Origin of the sequence: Mesorhizobium sp. UC74_2 (assembly GCF_042701485.1) — a bacterium.
In the GTDB taxonomy this organism is placed as follows: Bacteria; Pseudomonadota; Alphaproteobacteria; order Rhizobiales; family Rhizobiaceae; genus Mesorhizobium.
This window is the reverse complement of record NZ_CP170562.1, coordinates 3,744,352-3,766,730: the sequence shown is the minus strand read 5'-3', so window position 1 is coordinate 3,766,730 and position 22,379 is coordinate 3,744,352. Positions and strand designations below refer to the sequence as shown.

At 63.5% G+C, this 22,379-nt stretch carries 23 protein-coding genes; 12 read left to right on the top strand and 11 right to left on the bottom strand.

From position 1 onward, the window contains the following. Positions 1-217: 217 nt before the first annotated feature. Entirely contained in the window at positions 218-1,204 is a 987-nt protein-coding gene (locus ACFJIU_RS18335; RefSeq protein ID WP_129410954.1) for an ABC transporter substrate-binding protein, read from the bottom strand. A gap of 177 nt (positions 1,205-1,381) precedes the next feature. Here ACFJIU_RS18335 and ACFJIU_RS18330 point away from each other — a divergent pair, with 177 nt between their 5' ends. The 7 genes from ACFJIU_RS18330 to ACFJIU_RS18300 all read left to right on the top strand — a co-directional run bounded on the left by ACFJIU_RS18330 (position 1,382) and on the right by ACFJIU_RS18300 (position 8,528). Further along, positions 1,382-2,122, top strand: coding sequence for a GntR family transcriptional regulator (locus tag ACFJIU_RS18330; RefSeq protein WP_379062257.1), 741 nt, complete (start codon positions 1,382-1,384; stop codon positions 2,120-2,122). A 266-nt stretch (positions 2,123-2,388) separates the two neighbouring features. After that, on the top strand, positions 2,389-4,713 hold the full coding sequence (locus ACFJIU_RS18325; protein ID WP_379062255.1) for a bifunctional salicylyl-CoA 5-hydroxylase/oxidoreductase: 2,325 nt from the start codon (positions 2,389-2,391) through the stop codon (positions 4,711-4,713). Next, on the top strand, positions 4,710-5,489 hold the full coding sequence (locus tag ACFJIU_RS18320) for an SDR family NAD(P)-dependent oxidoreductase (RefSeq protein WP_379062253.1): 780 nt from the start codon (positions 4,710-4,712) through the stop codon (positions 5,487-5,489). Before ACFJIU_RS18325 ends, ACFJIU_RS18320 begins: the two co-directional genes overlap by 4 nt. Positions 5,490-5,512: 23 nt before the next feature. After that, a complete protein-coding gene (locus ACFJIU_RS18315) occupies positions 5,513-5,968 on the top strand; it encodes a cupin domain-containing protein (RefSeq protein ID WP_379062251.1) in 456 nt (151 codons plus the stop codon). Positions 5,969-6,043: 75 nt separating this feature from the next. Further along, on the top strand, positions 6,044-6,886 hold the full coding sequence (locus ACFJIU_RS18310; protein WP_379062249.1) for an enoyl-CoA hydratase family protein: 843 nt from the start codon (positions 6,044-6,046) through the stop codon (positions 6,884-6,886). A gap of 2 nt (positions 6,887-6,888) precedes the next feature. Beyond that, positions 6,889-8,079, top strand: a complete 1,191-nt coding sequence (locus ACFJIU_RS18305; protein ID WP_379062247.1) for an acyl-CoA dehydrogenase family protein — start codon at positions 6,889-6,891, stop codon at positions 8,077-8,079. Positions 8,080-8,090: 11 nt separating this feature from the next. Then, positions 8,091-8,528, top strand: a complete 438-nt coding sequence (locus ACFJIU_RS18300; protein WP_379062245.1) for a RidA family protein — start codon at positions 8,091-8,093, stop codon at positions 8,526-8,528. 223 nt (positions 8,529-8,751) lie between these two features. Here the strand turns inward: ACFJIU_RS18300 and kynA are convergent, their stop codons facing one another. From kynA to ACFJIU_RS18285, 3 genes are read right to left on the bottom strand one after another with little or no spacing between them, the layout of a single operon-like run. Further along, on the bottom strand, positions 8,752-9,588 hold the full coding sequence (kynA, locus tag ACFJIU_RS18295) for a tryptophan 2,3-dioxygenase (RefSeq protein ID WP_379062243.1): 837 nt from the start codon (positions 9,586-9,588) through the stop codon (positions 8,752-8,754). Then, positions 9,585-10,778: a kynureninase gene (kynU, locus tag ACFJIU_RS18290; RefSeq protein WP_379062241.1), complete on the bottom strand. Its 1,194-nt coding sequence runs from the start codon at positions 10,776-10,778 to the stop codon at positions 9,585-9,587. Before kynU ends, kynA begins: the two co-directional genes overlap by 4 nt. A gap of 2 nt (positions 10,779-10,780) precedes the next feature. After that, a complete protein-coding gene (locus tag ACFJIU_RS18285) occupies positions 10,781-12,400 on the bottom strand; it encodes an AMP-binding protein (protein WP_379062239.1) in 1,620 nt (539 codons plus the stop codon). A 231-nt stretch (positions 12,401-12,631) separates the two neighbouring features. Here ACFJIU_RS18285 and ACFJIU_RS18280 point away from each other — a divergent pair, with 231 nt between their 5' ends. Then, entirely contained in the window at positions 12,632-13,462 is an 831-nt protein-coding gene (locus tag ACFJIU_RS18280; RefSeq protein ID WP_379062236.1) for an alpha/beta hydrolase, read from the top strand. Between the two features lie 7 nt (positions 13,463-13,469). Here the strand turns inward: ACFJIU_RS18280 and ACFJIU_RS18275 are convergent, their stop codons facing one another. The 6 genes from ACFJIU_RS18275 to ACFJIU_RS18250 are packed head-to-tail and all read right to left on the bottom strand — an operon-like array spanning position 13,470 to position 17,074. Further along, a complete protein-coding gene (locus tag ACFJIU_RS18275; protein WP_379073150.1) occupies positions 13,470-13,763 on the bottom strand; it encodes a V4R domain-containing protein in 294 nt (97 codons plus the stop codon). After that, positions 13,660-13,971, bottom strand: coding sequence for a hypothetical protein (locus tag ACFJIU_RS18270; RefSeq protein WP_379073280.1), 312 nt, complete (start codon positions 13,969-13,971; stop codon positions 13,660-13,662). The genes ACFJIU_RS18275 and ACFJIU_RS18270 overlap by 104 nt, the downstream gene beginning before the upstream one ends. Continuing rightward, complete coding sequence (locus tag ACFJIU_RS18265; protein WP_379062233.1) at positions 13,968-14,729, bottom strand: HpcH/HpaI aldolase/citrate lyase family protein; 762 nt, start codon at positions 14,727-14,729, stop codon at positions 13,968-13,970. The genes ACFJIU_RS18270 and ACFJIU_RS18265 overlap by 4 nt, the downstream gene beginning before the upstream one ends. A gap of 13 nt (positions 14,730-14,742) precedes the next feature. Further along, positions 14,743-15,273, bottom strand: coding sequence for a flavin reductase family protein (locus ACFJIU_RS18260; RefSeq protein WP_379062230.1), 531 nt, complete (start codon positions 15,271-15,273; stop codon positions 14,743-14,745). Further along, positions 15,273-16,367: an LLM class flavin-dependent oxidoreductase gene (locus tag ACFJIU_RS18255; protein WP_379062227.1), complete on the bottom strand. Its 1,095-nt coding sequence runs from the start codon at positions 16,365-16,367 to the stop codon at positions 15,273-15,275. The genes ACFJIU_RS18260 and ACFJIU_RS18255 overlap by 1 nt, the downstream gene beginning before the upstream one ends. After that, positions 16,364-17,074 (bottom strand): GntR family transcriptional regulator, encoded by a 711-nt coding sequence (locus tag ACFJIU_RS18250; protein WP_379062224.1) that lies wholly within the window; start codon positions 17,072-17,074, stop codon positions 16,364-16,366. The genes ACFJIU_RS18255 and ACFJIU_RS18250 overlap by 4 nt, the downstream gene beginning before the upstream one ends. A 281-nt stretch (positions 17,075-17,355) precedes the next feature. Here ACFJIU_RS18250 and ACFJIU_RS18245 point away from each other — a divergent pair, with 281 nt between their 5' ends. The 3 genes from ACFJIU_RS18245 to ACFJIU_RS18235 all read left to right on the top strand — a co-directional run bounded on the left by ACFJIU_RS18245 (position 17,356) and on the right by ACFJIU_RS18235 (position 20,317). Then, entirely contained in the window at positions 17,356-18,570 is a 1,215-nt protein-coding gene (locus tag ACFJIU_RS18245) for a pyridoxal phosphate-dependent aminotransferase (protein WP_379062221.1), read from the top strand. Positions 18,571-18,638: 68 nt separating this feature from the next. Then, complete coding sequence (locus tag ACFJIU_RS18240; RefSeq protein WP_379062218.1) at positions 18,639-19,439, top strand: ABC transporter substrate-binding protein; 801 nt, start codon at positions 18,639-18,641, stop codon at positions 19,437-19,439. A 203-nt stretch (positions 19,440-19,642) separates the two neighbouring features. Continuing rightward, positions 19,643-20,317: an amino acid ABC transporter permease gene (locus tag ACFJIU_RS18235; protein ID WP_379062215.1), complete on the top strand. Its 675-nt coding sequence runs from the start codon at positions 19,643-19,645 to the stop codon at positions 20,315-20,317. A gap of 82 nt (positions 20,318-20,399) precedes the next feature. Here the strand turns inward: ACFJIU_RS18235 and ACFJIU_RS18230 are convergent, their stop codons facing one another. Then, positions 20,400-21,155 carry a YbaY family lipoprotein gene (locus ACFJIU_RS18230; RefSeq protein ID WP_379062212.1) on the bottom strand — a complete coding sequence of 252 codons (756 nt, stop codon included), beginning with the start codon at positions 21,153-21,155 and terminating at the stop codon, positions 20,400-20,402. A gap of 241 nt (positions 21,156-21,396) precedes the next feature. On the opposite strand from ACFJIU_RS18230, the gene ACFJIU_RS18225 reads away from it, so the two are divergent. Next, the gene (locus tag ACFJIU_RS18225; RefSeq protein ID WP_379062209.1) at positions 21,397-22,377 is read left to right on the top strand and encodes a sugar-binding transcriptional regulator; all 981 of its coding nucleotides are present in this window, start codon (positions 21,397-21,399) and stop codon (positions 22,375-22,377) included. Positions 22,378-22,379 lie beyond the last annotated feature (2 nt).

The window sequence follows — 22,379 nt, the reverse complement described above, 5'->3', positions numbered from 1 at the left end:
CAATCTTTCAGGAGCCCTGTGCGTCACAACGGCAGCGGCTTCCTGGCGCTTAGAGCATTTTGTAGCCAAGTGGAATCACTTGGCGTTACAAAAATGCGACGAAAACAAAAACTTAGAGCGTTACCGCGTTTCCGTGAAAAACGGAAACGCTCTAAGAAAAAGCGGCGCCCGAGTGTTCATTTCCGGGCGCCGCCACGCAGTCCTTACCGTACTGAGATCAGTCGGCGAAGCACTTGCAGTCGTCGAGCGCTGCCGGAATCTTCAGGCCGAAGTCGGCGGCGACCTTCTTCGAGATCAGCGGGCTGTGATCGGCATAGGCCGGGCGGAACGGCGCGATTTCCTTCGGGTCCTTGCCCTTCAGGATTTCGGCCGCGATCTTGCCGGCAGCGAGGCCGACCTGATCGTAGTTGACCGCGAAGCTGGCCGGAACCACACCCTTGCGCACGGCACCGTCGTCGGAGTTGACGATCGGGATGCCGGCCTGGCGGGCAGCGGCCGAAACCGCGGCGATAGCCGGCTGCAGCAGGTTGGAAGCCGGCGTGTAGATCACGTCCGCCTTGCCCTTGAGCGATGCGATGCGCTGCTGGATGTCGTTGACGTTGTCGACACCGACGGCCACCACTTCGAAGCCGGCCTTCGGAGCGGCTTCCTTGATCTTTTCCAGCACGGCGACGTCATTGGCCTCGCCGGGGTTGTAGGGAACGCCGAAGCGCTTGGCTTCCGGCAGCAGCTTCTTGGTGAATTCCATCACCGCTGCCACGTCCTGCAGGTCGGACGAACCGGTGATGCCGGTGTCGCCGGCTTCCCAGGACGGGACCAGCTTGGCGGCGACCGGGTCGGTCACTGCGGTGAAGACGATGTTGATGCCGCTGCCGGCAAGCTGCTGCTTGGCGATCTGCGAGACCGGGGTGGTCACGGTGTAGATCAGCTTGGGGTTTTCGGCCTTCAGCTTCTCGATCATCTGCGGCACCAGGGTGGCGTCGAAATTGGTATGGCTTTCGGTGAAGACCACATCCTTGCCTTCGACGAAGCCGCTTTCAGCCAGGCCCTTCTTGAAACCGGCGATCGAGGCGTTGAGCTGCGGATGCTCCCCGAAATTGGCGATGCCGATGCGGATCGGATCTGCGGCGGCGCTGACGACGCTGGCGATCAGCGAACCTGCAAGTACTATTCCGGACAGCCATCCGGCCTTAGACGAAATCATGTTTTCCTCCCAGATTTGGCAAGCGGCCGTCTCTCCCCGGCGCCCCAGATTGCATCATAACGGGTCGGCAAACCTTGTCAAAAGGTTTATATATAAAATATCTGCTGTGGATGTTTGATATATTATTTTGCCGATAGGCCCGCCAAATATATGATCCTGGCGTGGAGGAAAAGTGCGATGCGGGATGAGGAGCCCTCGACCAAGACGGAAGCTGCCTATTTGCGGCTGCGGCGTGACATCCTGACCACGCGGCTGGAGCCGGGTACGCCGCTGAAGCTTGGTGCGCTCAACCAGATCTACGGCTTCGGCTGGACGCCCCTGCGTGAGGCGCTTTCGCGGCTGGAGGCCGAGAAGCTGGTCACGGCGGTGAGCAATCGCGGCTTTGCGGTGGCGCCGGTTTCGCGTGCGGAGCTGGAGGATCTCATCCGGGCCCGTGAAGTGGTCGAGCTGCCGCTTTTGGAAGAGTCCATCCGCAAGGGCGGGGCAGAGTGGGAGTCGGCCGTGGTGACGGCACATTACCGGCTGTCGCGCTGCAAGTTCTCGCCGGAAGATCCGTCCGAAACGGCCATCGAGGAATGGGACGAGCGCCACGCCGCCTTCCATGCAGCGCTTGTCAGCGCTGCGAGCTCAGCCTGGCTGCTGCGCTTCCAGGCCATGGTCTACGATCAGCTCCGCCGCCATCAGCACTTCCTCAGTCTCGCGCCGATGCTGCGCGCCGCGCGCGGCCGTGGCGGCGATTTCGAGAAGGCGGTTGCGGCGCTGCATGACGCTATGGGCATCGATCATCACACCGAGCTGATGGACGCCGCCTTCGACCGCGATATCGAGCGCGCCCGCGCTTTGATGACGGAGCACATCTCCTTCACCCTGCAGGCCTTTGTCACTTTCGAAGGTGTCAATGCGGGCGAGGCGGCCTAGCCGTAGGCAATAGACCCCGGCAGGCGCCGCTGCGCATCGGATTCGGATCCCTGCAGGTCTGGCGGCGTTGGCGCTCTCCAGAAACAGCACAAAAACAGACTGTCGGACGACGGGCGGCGGGGCGGCTGACGGCGCAGCTTCGCGTCGCCGGGCGAAAGATCGTACACGGCAATCATTTTAAGCTTGAAATATCTTTGGAGAGGGCTCACTATCCTTTCATGGTTCACGCACGGCCTCGATTGGCCGTGAGCAGAGCGGAGATGACCATGAAGATCGTGTGTATCGGTGGCGGACCGGCCGGGCTCTATTTTGCCCTGCTGATGAAGAAGCAGAATCCCGAACATCAGGTCACCGTGGTCGAGCGCAATCGCCCCTATGACACATTCGGCTGGGGTGTCGTGTTCTCCGATGCCACCATGCAGTCGATGCGCAAATGGGATCCGGAAACCGCCGCAACCATCGAGGATGCCTTCAACCATTGGGACGATATCGAGCTGGTGTTCAAGGGCCGCAAGATCCGCACCACCGGGCACGGCTTTGTCGGCATCGGCCGCAAGAAAATGCTGAACATCCTGCAGGATCGTTGCATCGAACTTGGCGTCGAGATGGTGTTCGAGCGCGAGGTGAACGGTGACGAGGAATTCCCCGACGCCGACTTGATCATCTCCTCGGACGGTGTCAATTCGCGCATCCGCAACAAATATGCCGATATCTTCCAGCCTGACATGGTGGTGCGTCCGAACCGCTTCATCTGGCTTGGCACCAACAAGGCCTTCGACGCCTTCACCTTCGATTTCCAGCGTACGGAGCACGGCTGGTTCCAGGCCCACATCTACCGCTTCGACGACAACACCTCGACCTTCATCGTGGAGACCACGGATGAGGTATTCCAGGCGCATGGCATCGACAAGATGGACCAGGACCAGTCGATCGCCTTCTGTGAAAAGCTGTTCGCCGAAACGCTGGACGGCCATAGCCTGATGACCAACGCGCGCCATCTGCGCGGCTCGGCCTGGCTGAATTTCGGTCGCCTGATCTGCGGCAAGTGGAGCCATTTCAACGGCAACAGTCATGTCGTGCTGATGGGCGACAGCGCCCATACCGCGCATTTCGCCATCGGCTCGGGCACCAAGCTTGCCATCGATGACGCGATCGAACTGACAAACCAGTTCAACATTGCCGGGCATGACGCCAAAAACATCCCGGCAGTGCTCGAAGCTTATGAGGAAGTGCGCCGCGTCGACGTCGCGCGCATCCAGAACGCGGCGCGCAACGCCATGGAGTGGTTCGAGGTGGTGGGCACGCGTTATGCCGATACGCTGGAACCGGAGCAGTTCATGTATTCCATGCTGACGCGCTCGCAGCGCATCAGCCATGAGAATTTGCGCCTGCGCGACAAGGACTGGCTGGAGGGCTACGAGCGCTGGTTCGCCGAGCGTGCCGGTGCGCCGGCCCAACCGAACGGCCGCCCGATCCCGCCGATGTTCACGCCCTACAGGGCGCGCGGCCTGACGCTGGCGAACCGCGTCATCGTTTCGCCGATGGCGATGTATTCGGCCAGGGATGGCATGCCGAACGACTTCCACCTGGTCCATCTCGGCTCACGCGCCATGGGCGGTGCCTCGCTTGTCTTCCCGGAAATGATCTGCGTGTCGCCCGATGCCCGCATCACGCCGGGCTGTCTCGGCCTATGGAACGAGGAGCAGAAGGAAGGTTACCGCCGTCTGGTCGATTTCGTGCACAACGACACGCCGGCCAAGATCGGCATCCAGCTTGGCCACGCCGGCCGCAAGGGGGCGACCAAGGTCGCCTGGGAAGGGACTGACCAGCCGGTGGAGCAGGGCGGCTGGCCACTGATCTCGGCTTCCGCGATCCCTTATCTTCCGCATTCGGACGTGCCGCGCGCCGCCACGAAGGAGGATCTGGAAAGGATCAAGGCCGATTTCGTGCAGGCGACGAAATGGGCCGACGAGGTCGGCTTCGACATCCTCGAACTGCACTGCGCGCACGGCTATCTGCTCTCCGCCTTCCTGTCGCCTCTGACCAATCTTCGTGACGATGAATATGGCGGCGATCACGCGGCGCGCGCCAGGTACCCGCTCGAGGTCTTCCATGCCATCCGTGCGGCGTGGCCTGAGGACAAGCCGATTTCGGTGCGTCTCTCGACCAATGACTGGTACGAAGGCGGCAACACGCCGGAAGACGCCGCGATCTTCGCGGCCATGTTCAAGGAGGCGGGAGCCGACCTCATCGACTGTTCGTCGGGTCAGGTGGTGAAACAGGAAAAGCAGGTGTTCGGCCGCATGTGGCAGACGCCGTTCTCCGACAAGATCCGCAACGAGGTCCAGGTTCCAACCATCGCCGTCGGCGCGATCTCGGAGGCCGACCACGCCAATTCGGTGATCGCGGCCGGCCGCGCCGATCTCTGCGCCATTGCCCGGCCGCATCTCGCCGACCCGTCCTTCGTCATGCATGAGGCCGCCAAGGTCGGTTATTCCGGCCAGGTCTGGCCGAAGCAGTACTATGCGAGCCGACAGCAGTATGAGGCCAATCTGGCCCGCGCCGCGGCGGAAGCGACGGGCCGCAAATGAGTGCGGCGCGCCACGCTCTCATCACCGGTGCCGGCAGCGGAATAGGCCGCGCCATCGCGCTCGCCTTGGCAAAGAGCGGGCATATCGTCTCGCTGGCCGGGCGTCGCGCCGAACCTCTGGAGGACGTCTCCAGGGAGATCGCTGCTGGCGGCGGCAAATCCTTCGTGATCGACGGATTTGACGTCACCGATGCCGTGACGATTGCCTCTGGCTGCGCCAAAGCCATTGCCGCCTCGGGCGAAGTTGCGGTTCTGGTCAACTGTGCCGGCGAGGCGCCCTCGGCTTCGTTCGAGCGCACGGATGCAGCGCTTTGGGGACGCGTCATCGGCATCAATCTCACCGGTACCTTCCTTGTCACGCAGGCTTTGCTGCCGTCGATCCGCAAGGCCGGAAAGGGGCGCATCGTCAATGTCGCCAGCACCGCCGGCCTGACCGGCTACGCATATGTCTCGGCCTATTGCGCCTCCAAGCATGGGGTCATTGGCTTGACCCGGGCGCTGGCGCTGGAACTGGCGCGCACCGATGTCACCGTCAACGCCGTCTGCCCTGGTTTCACCGATACGCCGCTGCTTGACGGTGCGGTCGACACCATCGTCGGCAAGACTGGCCGCACCGCCGATGAGGCGCGCGCCAGCCTTGCTCGGGCCAATCCGCAGGGCCGTCTGGTGACGCCGCAGGAAGTGGCTGATGCAGTGCTGTGGCTGGCGTCCGAGGGAGCGGGCGCTATCACCGGTCAGGCCATCGCGGTCGCCGGCGGTGAGGTCATGGCGGGCTAACTACAAACAAAAGGGAGGAACACATGACTGATAAGGCATTGGAAAAGGGCATCACTGAAAACGGCACTGGTTACGAAGCGACCGAGTGGAACATTCTCGGCCAACGGTATTTTCCGAAGGCCACCTGCGCTTCCAGCTTCGCTTTCGAGACCAACAGCGAAGCCGGTCAGTTCGTGCCGGTCCACATCCATCCGACGCAGGAGGAATTCATCCTCGTGCAGGAAGGGCAACTGGAACTGAAGCTCGACGGCAAGTGGTCCACGGCCAGGGCCGGCGATCTGGTGCGCATGCCGCGCGGTATTCCGCACGGCTATTTCAACAAGTCCGACAAGCCGGCGCGTGCGCTGTTCTGGGTGTCGCCCGCCGGCAATCTCGAGGACCTGTTCAAGAAGCTGCACAACCTCACCGATGTCGAGGAAGTGGTGCGGCTGTCGGCTGAGCACGATGTGGATTTCCTGCCGCCGTCGGCCAACGACTGACGAGCAGCAAACACTGGAACAGGACGAGCCGGCACGCCGATGGGCGCGCCGGAAGCAAGCAAGGATAAATGAGCGATGACCGACGCGATGCTGGACAAGAAGCGCCCCTTCAAGGGTCACGAGGCCAGGCACTTCCTGTTCGAGACCGATGCCGATGGCCGTGTTGCCACGATCACGCTCAACCGGCCGGAGCGCAAGAACCCGCTGACCTTCGAAAGCTATGAGGAGTTGGGCGACCTGTTCCGTTCGCTGCACCGGGCCAGCGACGTCCGCGCCATCGTCCTGGCCGGCGCCGGCGACAATTTCTGTTCTGGTGGTGACGTGTTCGAGATCATCGAGCCGCTTACCAAGATGGCGATGCCGGAGCTTCTGGCCTTCACCCGAATGACCGGAGACCTGGTTCGCCAGATCCGCGCCTGCCCACAGCCGATCATCGCCGCGGTCGACGGCATCTGCGCCGGCGCCGGCGCGATCCTGGCGATGAGCGCCGACTACCGTGTCGCGACGCCTGAAGCCAAGACCGCCTTCCTGTTCACCCGCGTCGGTCTGGCCGGCGCCGACATGGGCGCCTGCGGCATTCTTCCGCGCATCATCGGTCAGGGCCGTGCCGCAGAGCTTCTGTTCACCGGCCGCTCGATGTCGGCCGCCGAAGGCCATGCCTGGGGGTTCTACAATGCGCTGCATGAGCGTCCTGTCATGCTGGCCGAGGCACAGCGTTTCGCCCGCAATCTCGCCGATGGACCGTGGTTCGCGCATTCCATGACCAAGAAGATGCTCGACCAGGAATGGTCGATGGGCATCGAGGAACTGATTGAATCCGAAGCTCAGGCGCAGGCCATCTGCATGGCGACGGGCGATTTCCGTCGTGCTTTCGAGGCTTTCGCTGCCAAGACGAAGCCGGTTTTCGAAGGGAACTGACGATGGACAATCCGCAGAGTTCCGGCGGCCCGACTCGGGATCATCTCGACTGGCCGTTCTTTGCCGAAAACCATAGGAAACTTGCCGCCGACCTCGATCATTTCGTTGCCGGTGGCGGCCTGGGCCATATCGACCACCACGATGCCGACGGCGCTTGCAAGGGACTGGTGCGCAAGCTCGGCGCCGGTGGTTTCCTGCGCCATTGCGTGCCGGCCGAGTTCGGCGGCGCGGCTGCGGAAATCGACAGCCGTTCGCTCTGCCTGATCCGCGAGACGCTCGCTTATGCCGACGGACTGGCGGATTTCGCCTTTGCCATGCAGGGTCTGGGAACTGGTGCCATCAGCCTGTCCGGCTCGCCTCAGATCAAGCAGAGCATTCTGCCGAGGATCGCCAAAGGCGAGTTGATCTCCGCCTTTGCGCTGACCGAGCCGGAAGCCGGCTCCGACGTTGCCGCGATGAGGACGTCGGCCGAGCGTCAGGGCGATGAATTCGTGCTCAACGGCGAGAAGGTCTTCATCTCCAACGGCGGCATCGCCGACGTCTACACCGTCTTTGCCCGCACCGGTGAAGCTCCGGGCACGCGCGGCATTTCCGCCTTTGTCGTCTATGCCGACACGCCCGGTTTCCACATTGCCGAGCGCATCGAGACGATCGCGCCGCATCCGCTGGCCCGCATCCGCTTCGACAATTGTCGCGTGCCGGCAGCGAACCTGCTCGGTCAGTCGGGCGAGGGGTTCAAGATCGCCATGCGCACGCTGGACATCTTCCGCCCGTCGGTTGCTGCTGCCGCACTCGGTTTTGCACGGCGTGCGCTCGACGAAGCGGTGGCGCATGCCAAGGCGCGCAAGATGTTCGGCGCCACACTGGCCGACCTGCCGACAGCGCAGAGCACTCTGGGCGAGATGGCGACAGCGATCGATGCCGCGTCGCTCCTGACCGTGCGCACCGCCTGGCGGCGCGATGTGCAGAAACTGCCGATCACCCGCGAAGCGGCGATGGCCAAGATGACGGCGACCGAAAACGCGCAATGGGTGATCGACCAGGCGCTGCAGATGTTCGGCGGGCGCGGCGTGCGTGTCGGCGAGATCACCGAGACGCTGTACCGCGAGATCAGGGCGCTGCGCATCTATGAGGGCGCCACCGAAGTTCAGAAGCTGATCATCGGCCGCGAGCTGATGAAGAGCGCGAAATGACTGGAGTAGACATGACTGTGACCGCAATCTCCGAACACAAGGCCGCCACGACGCCGCACCGGGTGCTGCAGCCCGAAGGCTGGGCGAAGCCGATCGGCTATGCCAACGGCATGGAAGCGCGCGGCCGTACCATCTTTGTCGGCGGCCAGATCGGTTGGAACAGCCAGTGCAAGTTCGAGGTGCATGATCTGCCGGGCCAGATCCGGCAGACCTTGGAGAACGTCATCGCCATCCTGCGTGAGGGCGGCGCCGGTCCCGAGCATATCACGACCATGACCTGGTACGTGATCGACCGCAAAGCCTACTCCTCGTCGCTGAAGGAGATCGGCGCGGCCTGGAAGGCGACCATGGGCCGCAACTTCCCGGCCATGGCCGTGGTTCAGGTGTCTGGCTTGATCGAGGACGAGGCGCTGGTGGAAATCCAGGCGACCGCGGTCGTTCCGGATTGACAGCCCTTTCCCTTCTCCCCTTGAGGGAGAAGGTGGCTCGGCGCGTAGCGCCGAGACGGATGAGGGGTGTTGGAAGAAACCAGTATTATCAATATTTTACGCTGGTGTCGGTGTCGCTCAGGCCGGGGAGATCGCACTCCTTCCAACACCCCTCATCCGACCTCGCCCATGGCGAGGCCACCTTCTCCCACAAGGGGAGAAGGCAAAGTTCGAGGCAAACGCTCTACAGCACCGTACGGACGGTCCACAATTCCGGGAACAGCACCACTTCCAGCATCTTGCGCAGGTAGGAAACGCCGCCGGTGCCGCCGGTGCCGCGCTTCAGCCCGATGATGCGCTCGACGGTGGTGACGTGGTTGAAGCGCCAGCGTCGGAAATAATCCTCGAAATCGACAAGCTTCTCGGCGAGTTCGTAGAGGTCCCAGTACTTCTGCGGCGCGGCATAGACCGCTTTCCAGGCCTCGAGCACCTGCGGGTTCTCATCGCGCGTCTCGCGCCAGCTGGTGCGGCTGGCGTCGGCGCCGATGTCAAAGCCGTTGCGTGACAAAAGCAGCAGCGCCTCATCATAGAGGCTGGGTTCCGCCAGGATTTCCTCGAGCCTGGCGATCAGCTCCGGCTGGTGTGCGTGCGGCCGGAGCATGGCGGTGTTGCGGTTGCCGACCAGGAACTCGACCGCGCGGTACTGATAGGACTGAAACCCGGAAGATTGGCCGAGCGAATTGCGGAACTCGGTGTATTCGCTGGGTGTCATGGTGCGCAGCACGTCCCAGGAATTGTTCAGCTGCTCGAAGATGCGCGCCACGCGCGTCAGCATCTTGAACGCCGGTTGCGGGCGATCGGAACGGATCTCGCGCATGGCCGAGCGGATCTCGTGGATCGCCAGCTTCATCCAAAGCTCGGATGTCTGGTGCTGCACGATGAACAGCAACTCGTCATGCGCGGTGGAAAGCGGCTCCTGTGCATCCAGCACGCGCTCGAGATGCAGATAGTCGCCATAGGACATGCGTTCCTTGAACGACATCTGCGCGCCTTCCTGGGAAGGATCGTAGGGCTTGCTCATGTCACCAGGGCTTTCTTGCGGTACTGCGGCTCGTCCCAGCGCTTGTTCTTCATGACGTCTTCGAGCACGCTGACCGCGCCGAGCACTTCCTGCTCGCCGATGTACAGCGGCGTGAAACCGAAGCGGACGGCGTCAGGCGCACGGAAGTCACCGATGACGCCGCGCGCAATCAGTGCCTGCATGATGGCGTAGCCTTCAGGATGGCGGAACGAAACCTGGCTGCCACGCTCTGCGCCATTGCGCGGCGAGGCGAGCGTCAGCTCGGGGCAACGTGCCTCGACCTCGCGGATGAAGAGGTCGGCGAGTGCGATCGACTGCTTGCGCACATCGGCCATGGAAACGCCCTCCCATGCGTCCATCGCCGCATCGAGCGCGGCCATGGCGATCACCGCCGGCGTACCGACGCGCATGCGGTCGATGCCGGCGCCCGAACGGTAGTCGAGGTCGAAGGCGAAGGGACTTTCATGGCCGAGCCAGCCGGACAGGGCCGGGCGCACCTTGCCGGCATGTTTCGGCGCGACATAGATGAAGGCCGGAGCGCCAGGGCCGCCATTGAGATATTTGTAGGTGCAGCCGACGGCGAAGTCGGCCTTGGCGCCTTCGAGGTCGACGGCAAGCGCTCCGGCCGAATGCGCCAGGTCCCAGACGGTCAGCACGCCGGCTGCATGCGCCTTGGCGGTCAGCTTCTTCATGTCGTGCAGACGGCCGGTGCGGTAGTCGACCTCGGTGATCATCAGCACGGCGACGCTTTCATCGATCGCGGCCTCGACTTCTTCCGGATCGACCACCTTCAACTCGTAGCCCTTGTCGAGCGAGCGCAGCAGGCCCTGCGCCATGTACAGGTCGGACGGGAAATTGCCGTTGTCGGAGAGCACGACGCGCCGCGACGGATTGAGGTCCAACGCCGAGGCAAGCGCCTGGTAGACCTTGATCGACAGCGTATCGCCGACGACGACGGTGCCTTCCGGAGCGCCGATCAGCTTGCCGATGCGGTCGCCGAGCCTGCGCGGCTGCATCATCCAGCCGGAAGCATTCCAGCCACGGATCAGCTGTTCGCCCCATTGCGCGGTCATCATCTCCTGCACGCGCTGCGTAGCGCTTTTCGGCAGCGGCCCCAGCGAATTGCCGTCGAGATAGGACACGCCGTCCGGCATGTGGAAGAGGCTGCGTGTCCTTGTAAAGTCGGTCATGGTCAGTGCATGTCTTTCAAGCGGAAACGTTGGATCTTGCCGGTCTGGGTTTTCGGCAGCGCATCGATGAACTTGATCGAGCGCGGGTATTTGTAGGGGGCGATGGTCGCCTTGACATGGTCCTGCAGGCGCTTGGCGGTCAACTCATCGGCTGCCACGCCTTCCACCAGCACGACATGCGCCTGCACGATCTGGCCTCGCTCCTCGTCGGCCGCGCCGATGACGGCGCATTCCTTGACGTCGGTGTGCGACAGGAGTGCTGCCTCCACCTCCGGCCCGGCGATGTTGTAGCCGGCCGAGATGATCATGTCGTCTGAGCGCGCGGCGAAGTGCAGATAACCGTCCTCGTCCTGGAAGAAGGAATCGCCGGTCAGGTTCCAGCCCTTGCGCACATACTTCGTCTGGCGGTCGTCGGCCAGATAACGGCATCCGGTCGGGCCGCGCACGGCCAGCCGCCCGACTTCGCCACGCGGCAGCTCGTTCATGTCGTCGTCGACGATCTTGGCCTCATAGCCGTTGACGGGCTTGCCGGTGCAGGCCGGCTTGGAATCGCCGAAACGGTTGGAGATGAAGATATGCAGCATCTCGGTGGCGCCGATGCCGTCGAGCATCGGCTTGCCGGTCTTCTCCATCCATTCCTCGTAGACCGGCGCCGGCAATGTTTCCCCGGCGGAGACCGCGGCGCGCAGCGAGGACAGATCGGCCCCCTTGTCCATCGCCGCCAGCATGGCGCGATAGGCAGTCGGTGCCGTGAAGCACACGGTGGCGCGATAGGTCTGGATGATCTCGACCATGTTGGGCGGCGAGGCGTTCTCCAGCAGGGTCGCGGCGGCGCCGAAGCGCAGCGGGAAGATCGCCAGCCCGCCGAGGCCGAAGGTGAAGGCGAGCGGCGGCGAGCCGATGAAGACGTCTTCCGGCGTCACGCTCAGCACCTCGCGGGCATAGCCGTCGGCGATGATGAGAAGGTCGCGGTGGAAATGCATCGTCGCCTTCGGCATGCCGGTGGTGCCGGAGGTGAAGCCGAGAAGGGCGACGTCGTCGCGCCCGGTCTTGACTGCATCGAAGCGCACGGACTTGTCGAGCGCGACGCGATCGAGTTCCGCGTCATGGTTGGCGGTGCCGTCGAAACCGATGACCTGCTTCAGGAATTTACTCTGCTTGGCGCAGGCTACCATCTCTTCCATCAGCCTGGTGTCGCACAGCGCCAGCGTGATCTCGGCCTTGTCGACGATCTGGGCAAGCTCGCCGGCGCGCAGCATTGGCATGGTGTTGACCACCACCGCACCGGCCTTGGTGGCGGCAAGCCAGCAGGCGACCATGGCAGGATTGTTGGCCGAGCGGATCAGCACGCGGTTGCCCGGTTTGACACCGTAATTCTCGACCAGCGCATGCGCCAGGCGGCTGGTCCAGTCGGCCAGTTCCTTGTAGGTGCGGCGGCGGCCGTTGCCGATCAGCGCTGTGTGATCGCCGAAGCCCTGTTCGACCATGCGGTCGGTCAGTTCGACGCCGGCATTGATGTGGTCGGGATACTCGAAGCCTTCGAGCAGGAAATCGGGCCAAAGGTCCGGAGGCGGGAGATTGTCTCGTGCAAACGTGTCGGTATGCGCCGTCGGCCCAAGCATCTCGTTCGATCTCCCAGCTTCCGTAGGGTCTGCGTTGGCCATCTTGATGCAGCCTTGTCATGCGGTGGTGTGGAGTCGCCTTGCTGCGTGCTTGTCCGTTCCGCTAATGGAAACGCTCGCATAGCACCAAGGTTATTTCAAGCATAAAGTTTATCGTTGCGCTGGCCCGGCGCTTGCCTATGGTAGAGGCCGAGGATGCCGGCCGGAGCAGGTGGGAGAGGGACAGCGATCATGGTCGTTCACAAGATTGTCGACTGGGACAACGCCTATACCAATGGCGCCAACATTGCCGGAGGCGACCGTTGGCCCGAAGCCTGGGTAGCACCCGCGGCCGCTTATCGCGACGAGCTGACGGCATCTGGCCGCGCGCAGCTCGACATCGCTTATGGTCCGGGAACACGCAACCGGCTCGACCTGTTCCTGCCGACAGGCACGGCGAAGGGGCTCGTCGTCTTCGTGCATGGCGGCTACTGGATGGCACTCGACAAGAGCTTCTGGTCGCATCTGGCGCGCGGCGCCGTCGAAAGCGGCCATGCGGTGACGATGCCGTCCTATACGCTGGCGCCCGAGGCACGCATCGGCCAGATCTCTGCTGAAATAGGCGCTGCCATAACGAAGGCAGCGGAGCTGGTCGCCGGTGATATCCGTCTGACCGGCCATTCGGCCGGAGGCCATCTGGTCACGCGCATGATCTCGGCGACATCGCCTCTGCCGGAAGCGGTGCGTCGCCGTATCGTCAACACGGTCTCGCTGTCGGGCGTGCATGACCTGCGGCCGATCATGAAGACGGGCATGAACAAGACGCTGAAAATCGATGCTGCCGAGGCAGCGGTCGAGAGCCCGGTGCTGCTGTCGCCGATGGATGGCGCACGGCTGGTGTGCTGGGTCGGCGGTGGCGAACGCTCGGAATTCATCCGCCAGTCCGAACTGCTCGCCAATATCTGGACCGGTCTCGGAGCGTCGACTGGCTTTTACGCCGAGCCGGATCGCCACCATTTCAGCGTCATCGACGGGCTGGTGGATTCGGCGCATCCGCTGACCAGGACCCTGCTCGAAAGCTAGGTTGGTCTCAGACCTGCTGCGCCTCGAAGCGGCAGGCCGGGGCGCCGCAGGCTGCGCATTCGATTTCACGTGCGATGACGACGCCTTTGTCCAGCACCATGCGACCGACTGCAGTGACCATACCTGCAATAGCATGGCAGACCGGTTGTGACGCGGAGCCATAGCCAGTCGCGAAGGGGCTGTTGCGGACGGTGAGTTCAATGCCGCCAGTGCCCCGGGCGAAGAGACCAGACGCCCCAGCCGAGGTCAGGCGCGGTGTTGGCCACGGTCGACAAAAGGGCGTCGGCGTCGCCCCCGCCATGTGCCTTGTAGGCACGTGCGCTGTCGCCGCCCATTTCGATCACAGAAGCCGCAAGCGCCTCCAGCGCCTTCTGACGGGCTTCATCATCGAGCCGACGAAACATCCCCATCAGCGCCTCGGGCCGCATCAGCATGTAGCGGCGGCTTTCGTCGAGCACCTGGCCATTGGCGCCATCGAAGTCCAGCCGCTCGCGAAAAGGCGGTTTCACGATGCCGCTCCGGCAAAGTCGCGCACCACGCCGTTGAAGGCGTCTCGCACCACGTCGACATCGGAGGCGAGCACCACGAGGTGATACCCCTCGGCGCGTCGCTCGAGGGCCTTGTCGATGGTGCCGGTGAAGATGCCGCAAGGAACACCGGCGCTGGCACAGGCTTCCTTCACGCGCAGGCAGCCCGCTTCCGTCGCGTCGCCGCCCTTGCCTCGCGCCGCGTAGGAGATGCCGAGATCGCCGGTACCGATCAGCACGAAGTCCAGCCCGGGAGTGGTTACGATCGCATCTGCCTGTTCAACCCCCTCGGCGGTCTCGATCATCAGGCCGACGGCGACGCGGCCTGCCCGTTCGAGATAGGTGCCGAAACCCATGGCCAGTGGCCGCACGCCGCCGCCCGAGCGATGGCCATGCGGCGGAAAACGGGCGGCGGATATCGCCTGTTCAGCCTGTTCGCGGCTCTCGATCAGCGGCACCAGCACGCCGTCGCAACCGGCATCCAGCGCATTGCCGATCGCCGTCGTCGAACCGTCCGCAACGCGCGCGATCACCGGGGCGGCAGCGGCGGCGATGCCGACCGTCGTCTCCAGCGACCGGCGATCCCACAGCCCGTGCTGCAGGTCGATGACAAGCGCGTCGGCGCCGGAATGCGCCGCCATTTCGGTGATCGAGGCATGACCGAGCGTCAGCCAGACAAGGCCGAGCTGTTCTTTGGCGGCAAGTCGGGTCTTCAGCCGGCCGGACAGGACAGGGGACATCGGCTGGTCTCCGTTATTGGCCGTTTAGAGTGAGAAAGCGCCCGTGGGCGTAGAAGATCGGCTCGCGCTCGACGCGGTCGAGCGTCACCCTGGTCACCAGTCCGATCAGGATCAGATGCGAGGCGCGTGCGATGATCTCGCCAACCCGGCATTCGAAAACGGCGCGGGCGCCGACCAGCAGGGGCGCGCCGGTTTCGCCGCGCACCCATGAGCCCGCCGCAAAACGCGCTACGCCCTTGGCGGTTGTCATGCCGCCGAAGACGCGCGCGACATTTTCCTGATCCGCGGCCGGCAGGTTGACCGAAAAGGCCATATCCTGCCGCGTCAGCGAGGCGAAGGTGCTGTTCTTGTGCACGCAGGCGAGTAGCGACGGCGGCTCGGTACTGAACGAGCAGACGGCGGTTGCGGTTAGGCCGAAGCAGCCATGCTCGCCATCCTCTGCGGCCAGAATCGCGACCGCACCGGCCATCGCGCGCATGCCCTGCTTGAAACCACGCGGGTCGACGGTGCCGTGCACGGGCAACGCGCCGGTTGCAGTGTCCATCAGTTCATCCTCAGCCCGGCTTGGCGCATCAGCGGCAGCACGCGGTCGCAGAAGAACGGCAGGTCGTAGGTGTAGTTGACGAAGGAGAGTGCCGCGCCCGCATACCCCTGTTCCATGATGCGGATCAGGTCGTCGACGATCTTCTCCGGCGTGCCGACAAGTGGATAGGTGCCGGCGCCGCCGGCAAAACGCTGTCGGTATTCGGTGAATGCCTTGTCGTCGTGGGAATGCGCGAATTCCTTCTTTTTCTTCATATGCTCGTCGACGGCGCCCTTGTCGGCGAGTTCGAGCGCATAGCGGCGATAATAGTCCTCCGCCTCCTGCTGCGTTTCGCGGCAGACCACGTGGCAGACCGTATAGACGCCGACGTCGCGGCCGACTTCGGCAGCGCGGCTGGCGATGTCGACGACATGGGCGCGGCCTTCCGAGATTTCCGAGAAGGTCGAGAACAGATAGTCGCAATGGCGCGCCGCGTAGTTGCGGCCCGGAGCGCCGAACGCGGCGTTCATCGTCACCGGGCGCGGCGCCTGCAGGCTGGCCGGCCGGCTGACCACGCCCTTGAGGTCATAGAACTCGCCGGCGAAGTCGAACGGTTCGCGCGATTTGTAGGCGCGTTCGATAATGGTGATCCACTCCTCGGCCTGGTCGTAGGTGCGCTCGCCGACTGTCTGGCCGAACATCGCGAACTCGTCCGGGTTCCAGCCGCAGACGATATTGAGGCCGGCGCGGCCACCGGAGATATGGTCGACGGTGGCCAGTGCCTTGGCCGCCTGCAGCGGGTGGACCAGCGGCACATGCACGGTCATGAACAAAGCGATGTTTTCCGTCGCCGTCGCCAGTCCCGCTGCCCAGGTGAAGGTCTCGAACGACCATTCTCGCGCATGGGTGACGCCGCCGAAACCGCGCCAGCGCGCGATCGGCAGCAGGAATTCCAGCCCGGCGCTATCGGCGATGCGGGCTGCGTTGAGGTTGTCGTCCCAGCGCGCACGCCAGCGCTCCGGTGCCGTCGTCATCGCCAGGCCGCCGTCGGCATTCATGGAGAAGACGCCGAGCTTGAACTTGTTCGGGCCCTTGAGTGGATGCGGCTTGATCATAACGATTGTCCCTGGGAACGCCGTCCTTCTTCGCTGGCGGTTTCCAGCGCCCTGGTGAGTGCCACGAAGCGCTCCTCGGCGTGCTGGATGAAGGTTGTCATGTGGTCGAAAGCGGCCATCGAGTCGCGGCTTGCGAAGGCGTCGTAGAGCCTGCGCATGCCGGCAAGCACGACAGCCTGTGTTGGCTGGTGCGTCAGCGTGCCGAGGCGCACGACCTGCACGTGGTCGGCGAAACGGGCGATGGCGGAGGCCAGCCGGTCGTTGTCGACGGCTTCGAGCCACGAGCGGCGGAAGCGGACGTTGGCCTGGAACAGAAGTTCCGCATCGGCGGTCGCGACGGCGTCCTCGGCATCCTTGAGCGCTGCGGCCAGGCGTTCCATGCCGGACGCATCGAGCGTGCGGGCGGCATGAGCGGCGGCACGTGGTTCCAGGCAGCGCCGCACCTCGAAGATGTTGGCGACGTCGGTCGGTGTCAGTGTCGGCAACATGAAGCCGCGCGTGGTGCCGACGAGATAGCCTTCATGCGTGAGCTGCAGCAGGGCTTCCCTCACCGGCATGCGCGACACACCGAGATTGCCCGCGATCTCCACATCGACCAGCCGGTCGTTGCGACCCAGCGCGCCGCGATGGATGCGGTCGCGGATGTCTTCGTAGATCTGGGCGCGCAGGCTGCCGCCGGAGCCTTTGAACGGTCTCTCGTCAGACATCAGGCCTCTCCACAATCAGTATACTGTTTGTGCCCGATTTCTTGTTGCGCGAGTCCTGAATGTTCGACCTGTCTGCGACAAGAAATGGCTCAAAACGTCGATTTTCATCGAAGGTAACGCGTATTCCAAGAGAAGTGCAAGCGGTCGGATAAAAAATTTTAGGCTTGAACAGTATACTGTTTCATGCGTTATTGAGTGAGTTGGTTGGACTGAGCCTGCACCGCACGGGAGCTGCGTTCCTGCGCGTCCTTGGCCTGTATGTCGTTGGGAGGAACTGCCATATGACCTTGAGCAGAAGCGGCGCATCCGCCTATCCGGCGAATGTCCGGCCCTTTCCGCCGCTCGAGGGCATTCGCCCGCAGATACAGGACCTGCGCACCGAAAACATCGCCCAGCTGGCCGCCAAGGCGCAGAGCCTCGGCGATGTCATTCCTCTCTGGTACGGCGAGGGCGACATGGTCACGCCGGGCTTCATCATCGATGCCGCCAAGGCGTCGCTCGATGCCGGCCAGACTTTCTATATTCCCAACATGCGCGGTCTCGGTTCGCTGACGACCACGCTTTCTGAATATCAGAGCAGATTGCATGGCCGTCCGATCGCGGTCGAACGCTCGACGGTGACGCCGGGCGGCATGCATGCGGTGATGCTGGCGATGGAACTGCTGGTCGATGTCGGCACCAACGCCGTCTACATCGAGCCGCAATGGCCCAACATCCATAACGCCATCCATCTGGTCGGAGGCGAACCACGACCGGTGGCGCTTGCCTTCGATGGCGAATGGCGGCTCGATCTCGACGCTGTGTTCGCGCGCTGCGATGCCCGAACGCGCGCCATCTTCCTGTCGACGCCGAGCAATCCGCTGGGCTGGACAGCGACGCGCGAGGAGTTGCAGGCACTGCTCGATTTCTCGCGGCGCACCGGCATCTGGATCGTCTCCGACGAGGTCTATGGACGTCTCTATTTCGACGGCGGGGTCGCCCCCTCCATACTGCAGATCGCCGAGGACGACGATCGTGTCCTGGTGGTCAATTCCTTCTCCAAGGCCTGGGCAATGACCGGCTGGCGTATTGGCTGGCTGTCGCATCCGACCGGTGTCGCCGACCAGATCGCCGCCATGACGCAATATGCCAACAGCGGCACCGCCGCCTTCGTGCAGGCCGGCGCCGAGGCGGCATTGCGCCAGGGTGAGCCGCTGGTGGCTGAAATCCGCGAGCGGGCCAGGCTTGGCCTCGACATCGCCTATGAGGCGCTGGCGAAGCTCGACGGCATCATCCTGCCGTCGAAGCCGAAGGGCGGCATGTATGCCTTCTTCGCTTTCGAAGGGCAGGAGGATTCGCGCGAGGCCTGCGCCCGCGTCATCGAGAAGGCGCGCGTCGGCCTGTCGCCCGGCTACCTCTTCGGCAATGCGTCCCGCTCTTTCCTCAGAATGTGCGTGCTGCGCGACCCGGATCAGATCCGGCAAGCCGCCGCCCGCATGGTGTCGGCACTTTCATGACGAAGGGTCGCGTCCGGACAGACCCATCCCGCCGCAACGAACCGGCGGGTCAATATAAGGGGAACCAAATGCTTCTTAACCGCCGCAATCTGATCGGCGCCTTCGCGGCGCTGACGATGGGCCTCGGTGCCGCGTCGCTGGCGCATGCCGAAACGTTGCTCGTGGGCGCCTATCCGGCCAATCCGCCCTGGGAAAACAAGCTCGAGACCGGCCAGTTCGAAGGTTTCGAGGTCGACCTGGTCAAGGAGATCGGCAAGCGCATCGGCTCCGATGTCGAAATCCAGGACCTTGGCTTCCAGGCGCTGTTTTCGGCGACCGTTTCCGGCCGTATCGATCTCGCCATCTCCTCGATCACCATCAACAATGATCGCCTGCAGAACCAGGCCTTCACGCAAGGTTATTACGACAGCGACATCGCGCTGGTGGCCAAGAAGAACACACCGCTGAAGACGCTGGAAGATATGAAGGGCAAGACGGTTGGCGCCATTTCGGCTTCGGTCGGCGAGGCCTGGATCAAGGCCAACACCGAGAAATACGGCATCAAGGAATATCGCGGCTACGACACGCAGCAGAACCTGATCCTCGACGTGCAGTCGGGCCGGCTCGACGGCGCCATCGGCGACATCGCCGGTTTCCAGTTCGCCTTCACCAAGATGCCCGACATGGCGGTGGTCACAGCGATCCCGACCGGCGACAAATTCGGCATCATGATGAAGAAGGGCTCGCCGCTGCTCGAAAAGGTCAACGGCGCCATCGATGCCATCAAGAAGGACGGCACAATGGCCGCGCTTCACAAGAAGTGGCTGGGCGCGGACGCCGCCGCGGATTCCTCCACCAACAAGATCCTGCCCATTCCGCAGGCTCAGTAAGCCGGGCGGGGGCTCGGCCGATGCCGGTGGCGACACGTTGGGCGCTGCCGGCATCGTGTTGTCGGGAGGCTGCCACGGGCAGGCCGCTGGGCTACAATTGTGATCAGGACCAAGCCTGCCAGGACCAACCCTGACAGTCGCAGGATTGCCGGAAGTCCGAGGCTTCCGGCATGCGGCCGTAACGACGCGGACGGATCGTCACGATGGGATTGTTAGAAACCTTCTTCAACTGGGACGTTCTCGTCCGTGCCTTCCCCATGCTGATCCGGGGGCTCGGCAACACGCTGCTGCTCGGTTGCACTGCCATTGTCTTTGGCGGGCTGCTCGGCCTCGGTGTCTGCCTGATGCGGCTCTATGCGCCGAAACCGCTGCGCCTGCTGGCGGTCGGCTTCATCGATATCTTCCGTGCGACGCCGATCCTGGTCGTGCTGATCATGATCTACTACGCACTGCCCTTTGTCGGCATCCGTCTGTCTGCCTTCACCTCGGCAACGCTCGCCCTCTCCATGGTACTGGGTGCGTTCACGGCGGAGGTCTGTCGCGCCGGCATCGAGAACATCCCCAAGGGCCAGTTCGAGGCCGCAGCGGCACTTGGCCTGCCGTTCTGGACAGCCATGCGCAAGGTGATCCTGCCGCAGGCACTGCGCATCGTCGTGCCGCCGCTGACCAGCAACGCGGTTTCCATCTTCAAGGATACCGCGCTGGCTTCGGTGGTGGCGATGCCGGACCTGCTCAAGCAGGCGACGGACGCGCAGGCATTGATGGCCAATCCGACGCCGCTGGTTGGCGCGGCGCTCATCTATCTGCTGTTCCTTTGGCCGCTGGTCCGGCTGGTCAGCTGGCTGGAGCAGCGCTCGAAGGCCGATCCGAGGGCGTAAAGCAGGATCCCGCAAATCATGCGGCAAATAAAGGAAAAGGGCCGGTCAGGTGAACCCTGGCCGGCCCTTTTGCTGGTGGCGGTCAGCCCATGCGCGCGAGCACCGCTACGGCACGGCCGCGCCTGTCCAGCAAAGTGAGCTTGCGGCGACGCTGGTCGACGCGCCAGCTCCGTGTTTCGCGCAGCGCGGCGTGGAACTTGGTTTCCTGATCCAGGATCGCCGGCGCGCAGGCCATCTGCGTGCTGACCAGCATGCCGAAGCGGATACGGTTGCCGGTGATGGTCGCCTTGCCGCCGTAACCGTTGCAGCCGCCCTTACCCGACACGGTGCCATTGTCTTCGATCTTGAGCGTGGTCTGCAGGTTGTCGATCACACCGCGGCCGTTGATGTCTTCGGCAAGCCATTCGCCGGCTATGCCGAGTTCGGCGCTCGGTTCGCCCGCGACACGCTCGACGCGGATCTCCGTGTCGTTCGGCCCGCCGTCGAAAACCGTATGGCGCGTGGTGTTGATGAACAGCAGCTGCTTGCCCTGGGTGATCCGGGCCTGCAGTGCATAGGTGCGGCCTTTGCGGATCTGGCTCGAATCGAACGCCAGCCTGTAGCGGATCGGGCTGGCACGAGCGCGCCGGATGACATGGCGGGCGATGGTCCTGGAAGGCGCGTCGGCCAGTGAGATGTCGACCAGCGAAACCTCGACCGTCGAATTCGGGGGCAGCATCATCCGTTCGCGATAGGTCACCGTTCCGGTCAGCGTCATGCTTCGCGCTTCGGCTTGCACCGCAGGCAAGGCAAAGGCGACGGCCATCAGTCCGATCATGTGGCGGCGGTTGAGGTTCATCGTGGCAATCCTTTCCGTGGCTGGCCGGTCCTGATTGATGGTGTGGACCGACCGGACTGTCTCCCTGAGGTGCTCTTAGGAACCAAGGTATGAACCCTTGCTGAACAGCCTCCGGTTGCAGCTTTGTCGGCATCGGCAATCAGGTTACAGTCCTGGGGGAAAAATGCATATTCCTGACGCAACGAGCTTGTTTGACTTTTGTCAGTCGTCGTGAATAATGTCGAAAACGAGATTTCGACCCATGGCGATCCGGGCGGCAGATCAGATCATTCACAAGGCGGCGTGGCTTTACTACACGCACGGGCTTCGCCAGGACGAGGTAGCGAAGAAGCTCGATATCTCGCGCGCTTCAGTCGCCACCTATCTGCGCAAGGCGCGCGAAACCGGCATCGTCAACATCTCCACATCCACCCAGCTTTTCACCGAAGACACGCTGGCGCGTGAGGTGGAGGATGTGTTCGGGCTCACCACCGTCTGGATCGCACCGCAGGATCGCCAGGCGCTCGATGCCAGCGTGGAAGTACCGGCTCTTGCCGCCGGCGTCTTCCTCGAACTCGTCAATCGCGGCGACCGCATCGGCGTTGCCTGGGGGCGCACCGTTTATGCGGTAGCCGACGTGATGTCCTTTGCCGACCTGCAGGATGTCACCGTCGTGCAACTGTGCGGCAACCTCGGCGCGCCTTATTCGCAGCGCCCCGATCAGTGCACCATGGAGATCGCGCGGCGGCTCAATGCAAAGGGTCTCAACTTCTATGCGCCGCTGTCCCTGAGTTCGGAAAGACTGGCACGTGAATTGCGCGACGAGCCGGTCATCAAGGAACAGCTGTCGCTGGTTGCGCGCTGCGACCTCGCTCTGTTTTCAGTCGGCACCATCGATGCAGAAAGCCACATCGTCAAATGTGGTGCCTTGACCCCTGCCGAAATGTTCGCGTTGCGCGATCGGGGTGCGACAGGCGTCATCGCCGGCCAGCTTATCGACGCCACCGGCAACCTGCTCGACTGCGACTACAACCGTCGTGTCATTTCGGCCGATCTCGCCTCGATGCGTGCCATCCCCAAGCGCATGATGGTGGTGCAGGAGGACAACAAGCTGGAGCCGCTGCAAGCGGCGCTGGCCGGTGGTCTCTGTTCGCACCTCGTACTCCCTGCCGGCATGGCGCGGCGCCTGCTCGATACGCAGGGTTCACGCCTGTCGCAAAAGCAAGATCGGCCTGACCTATAAGA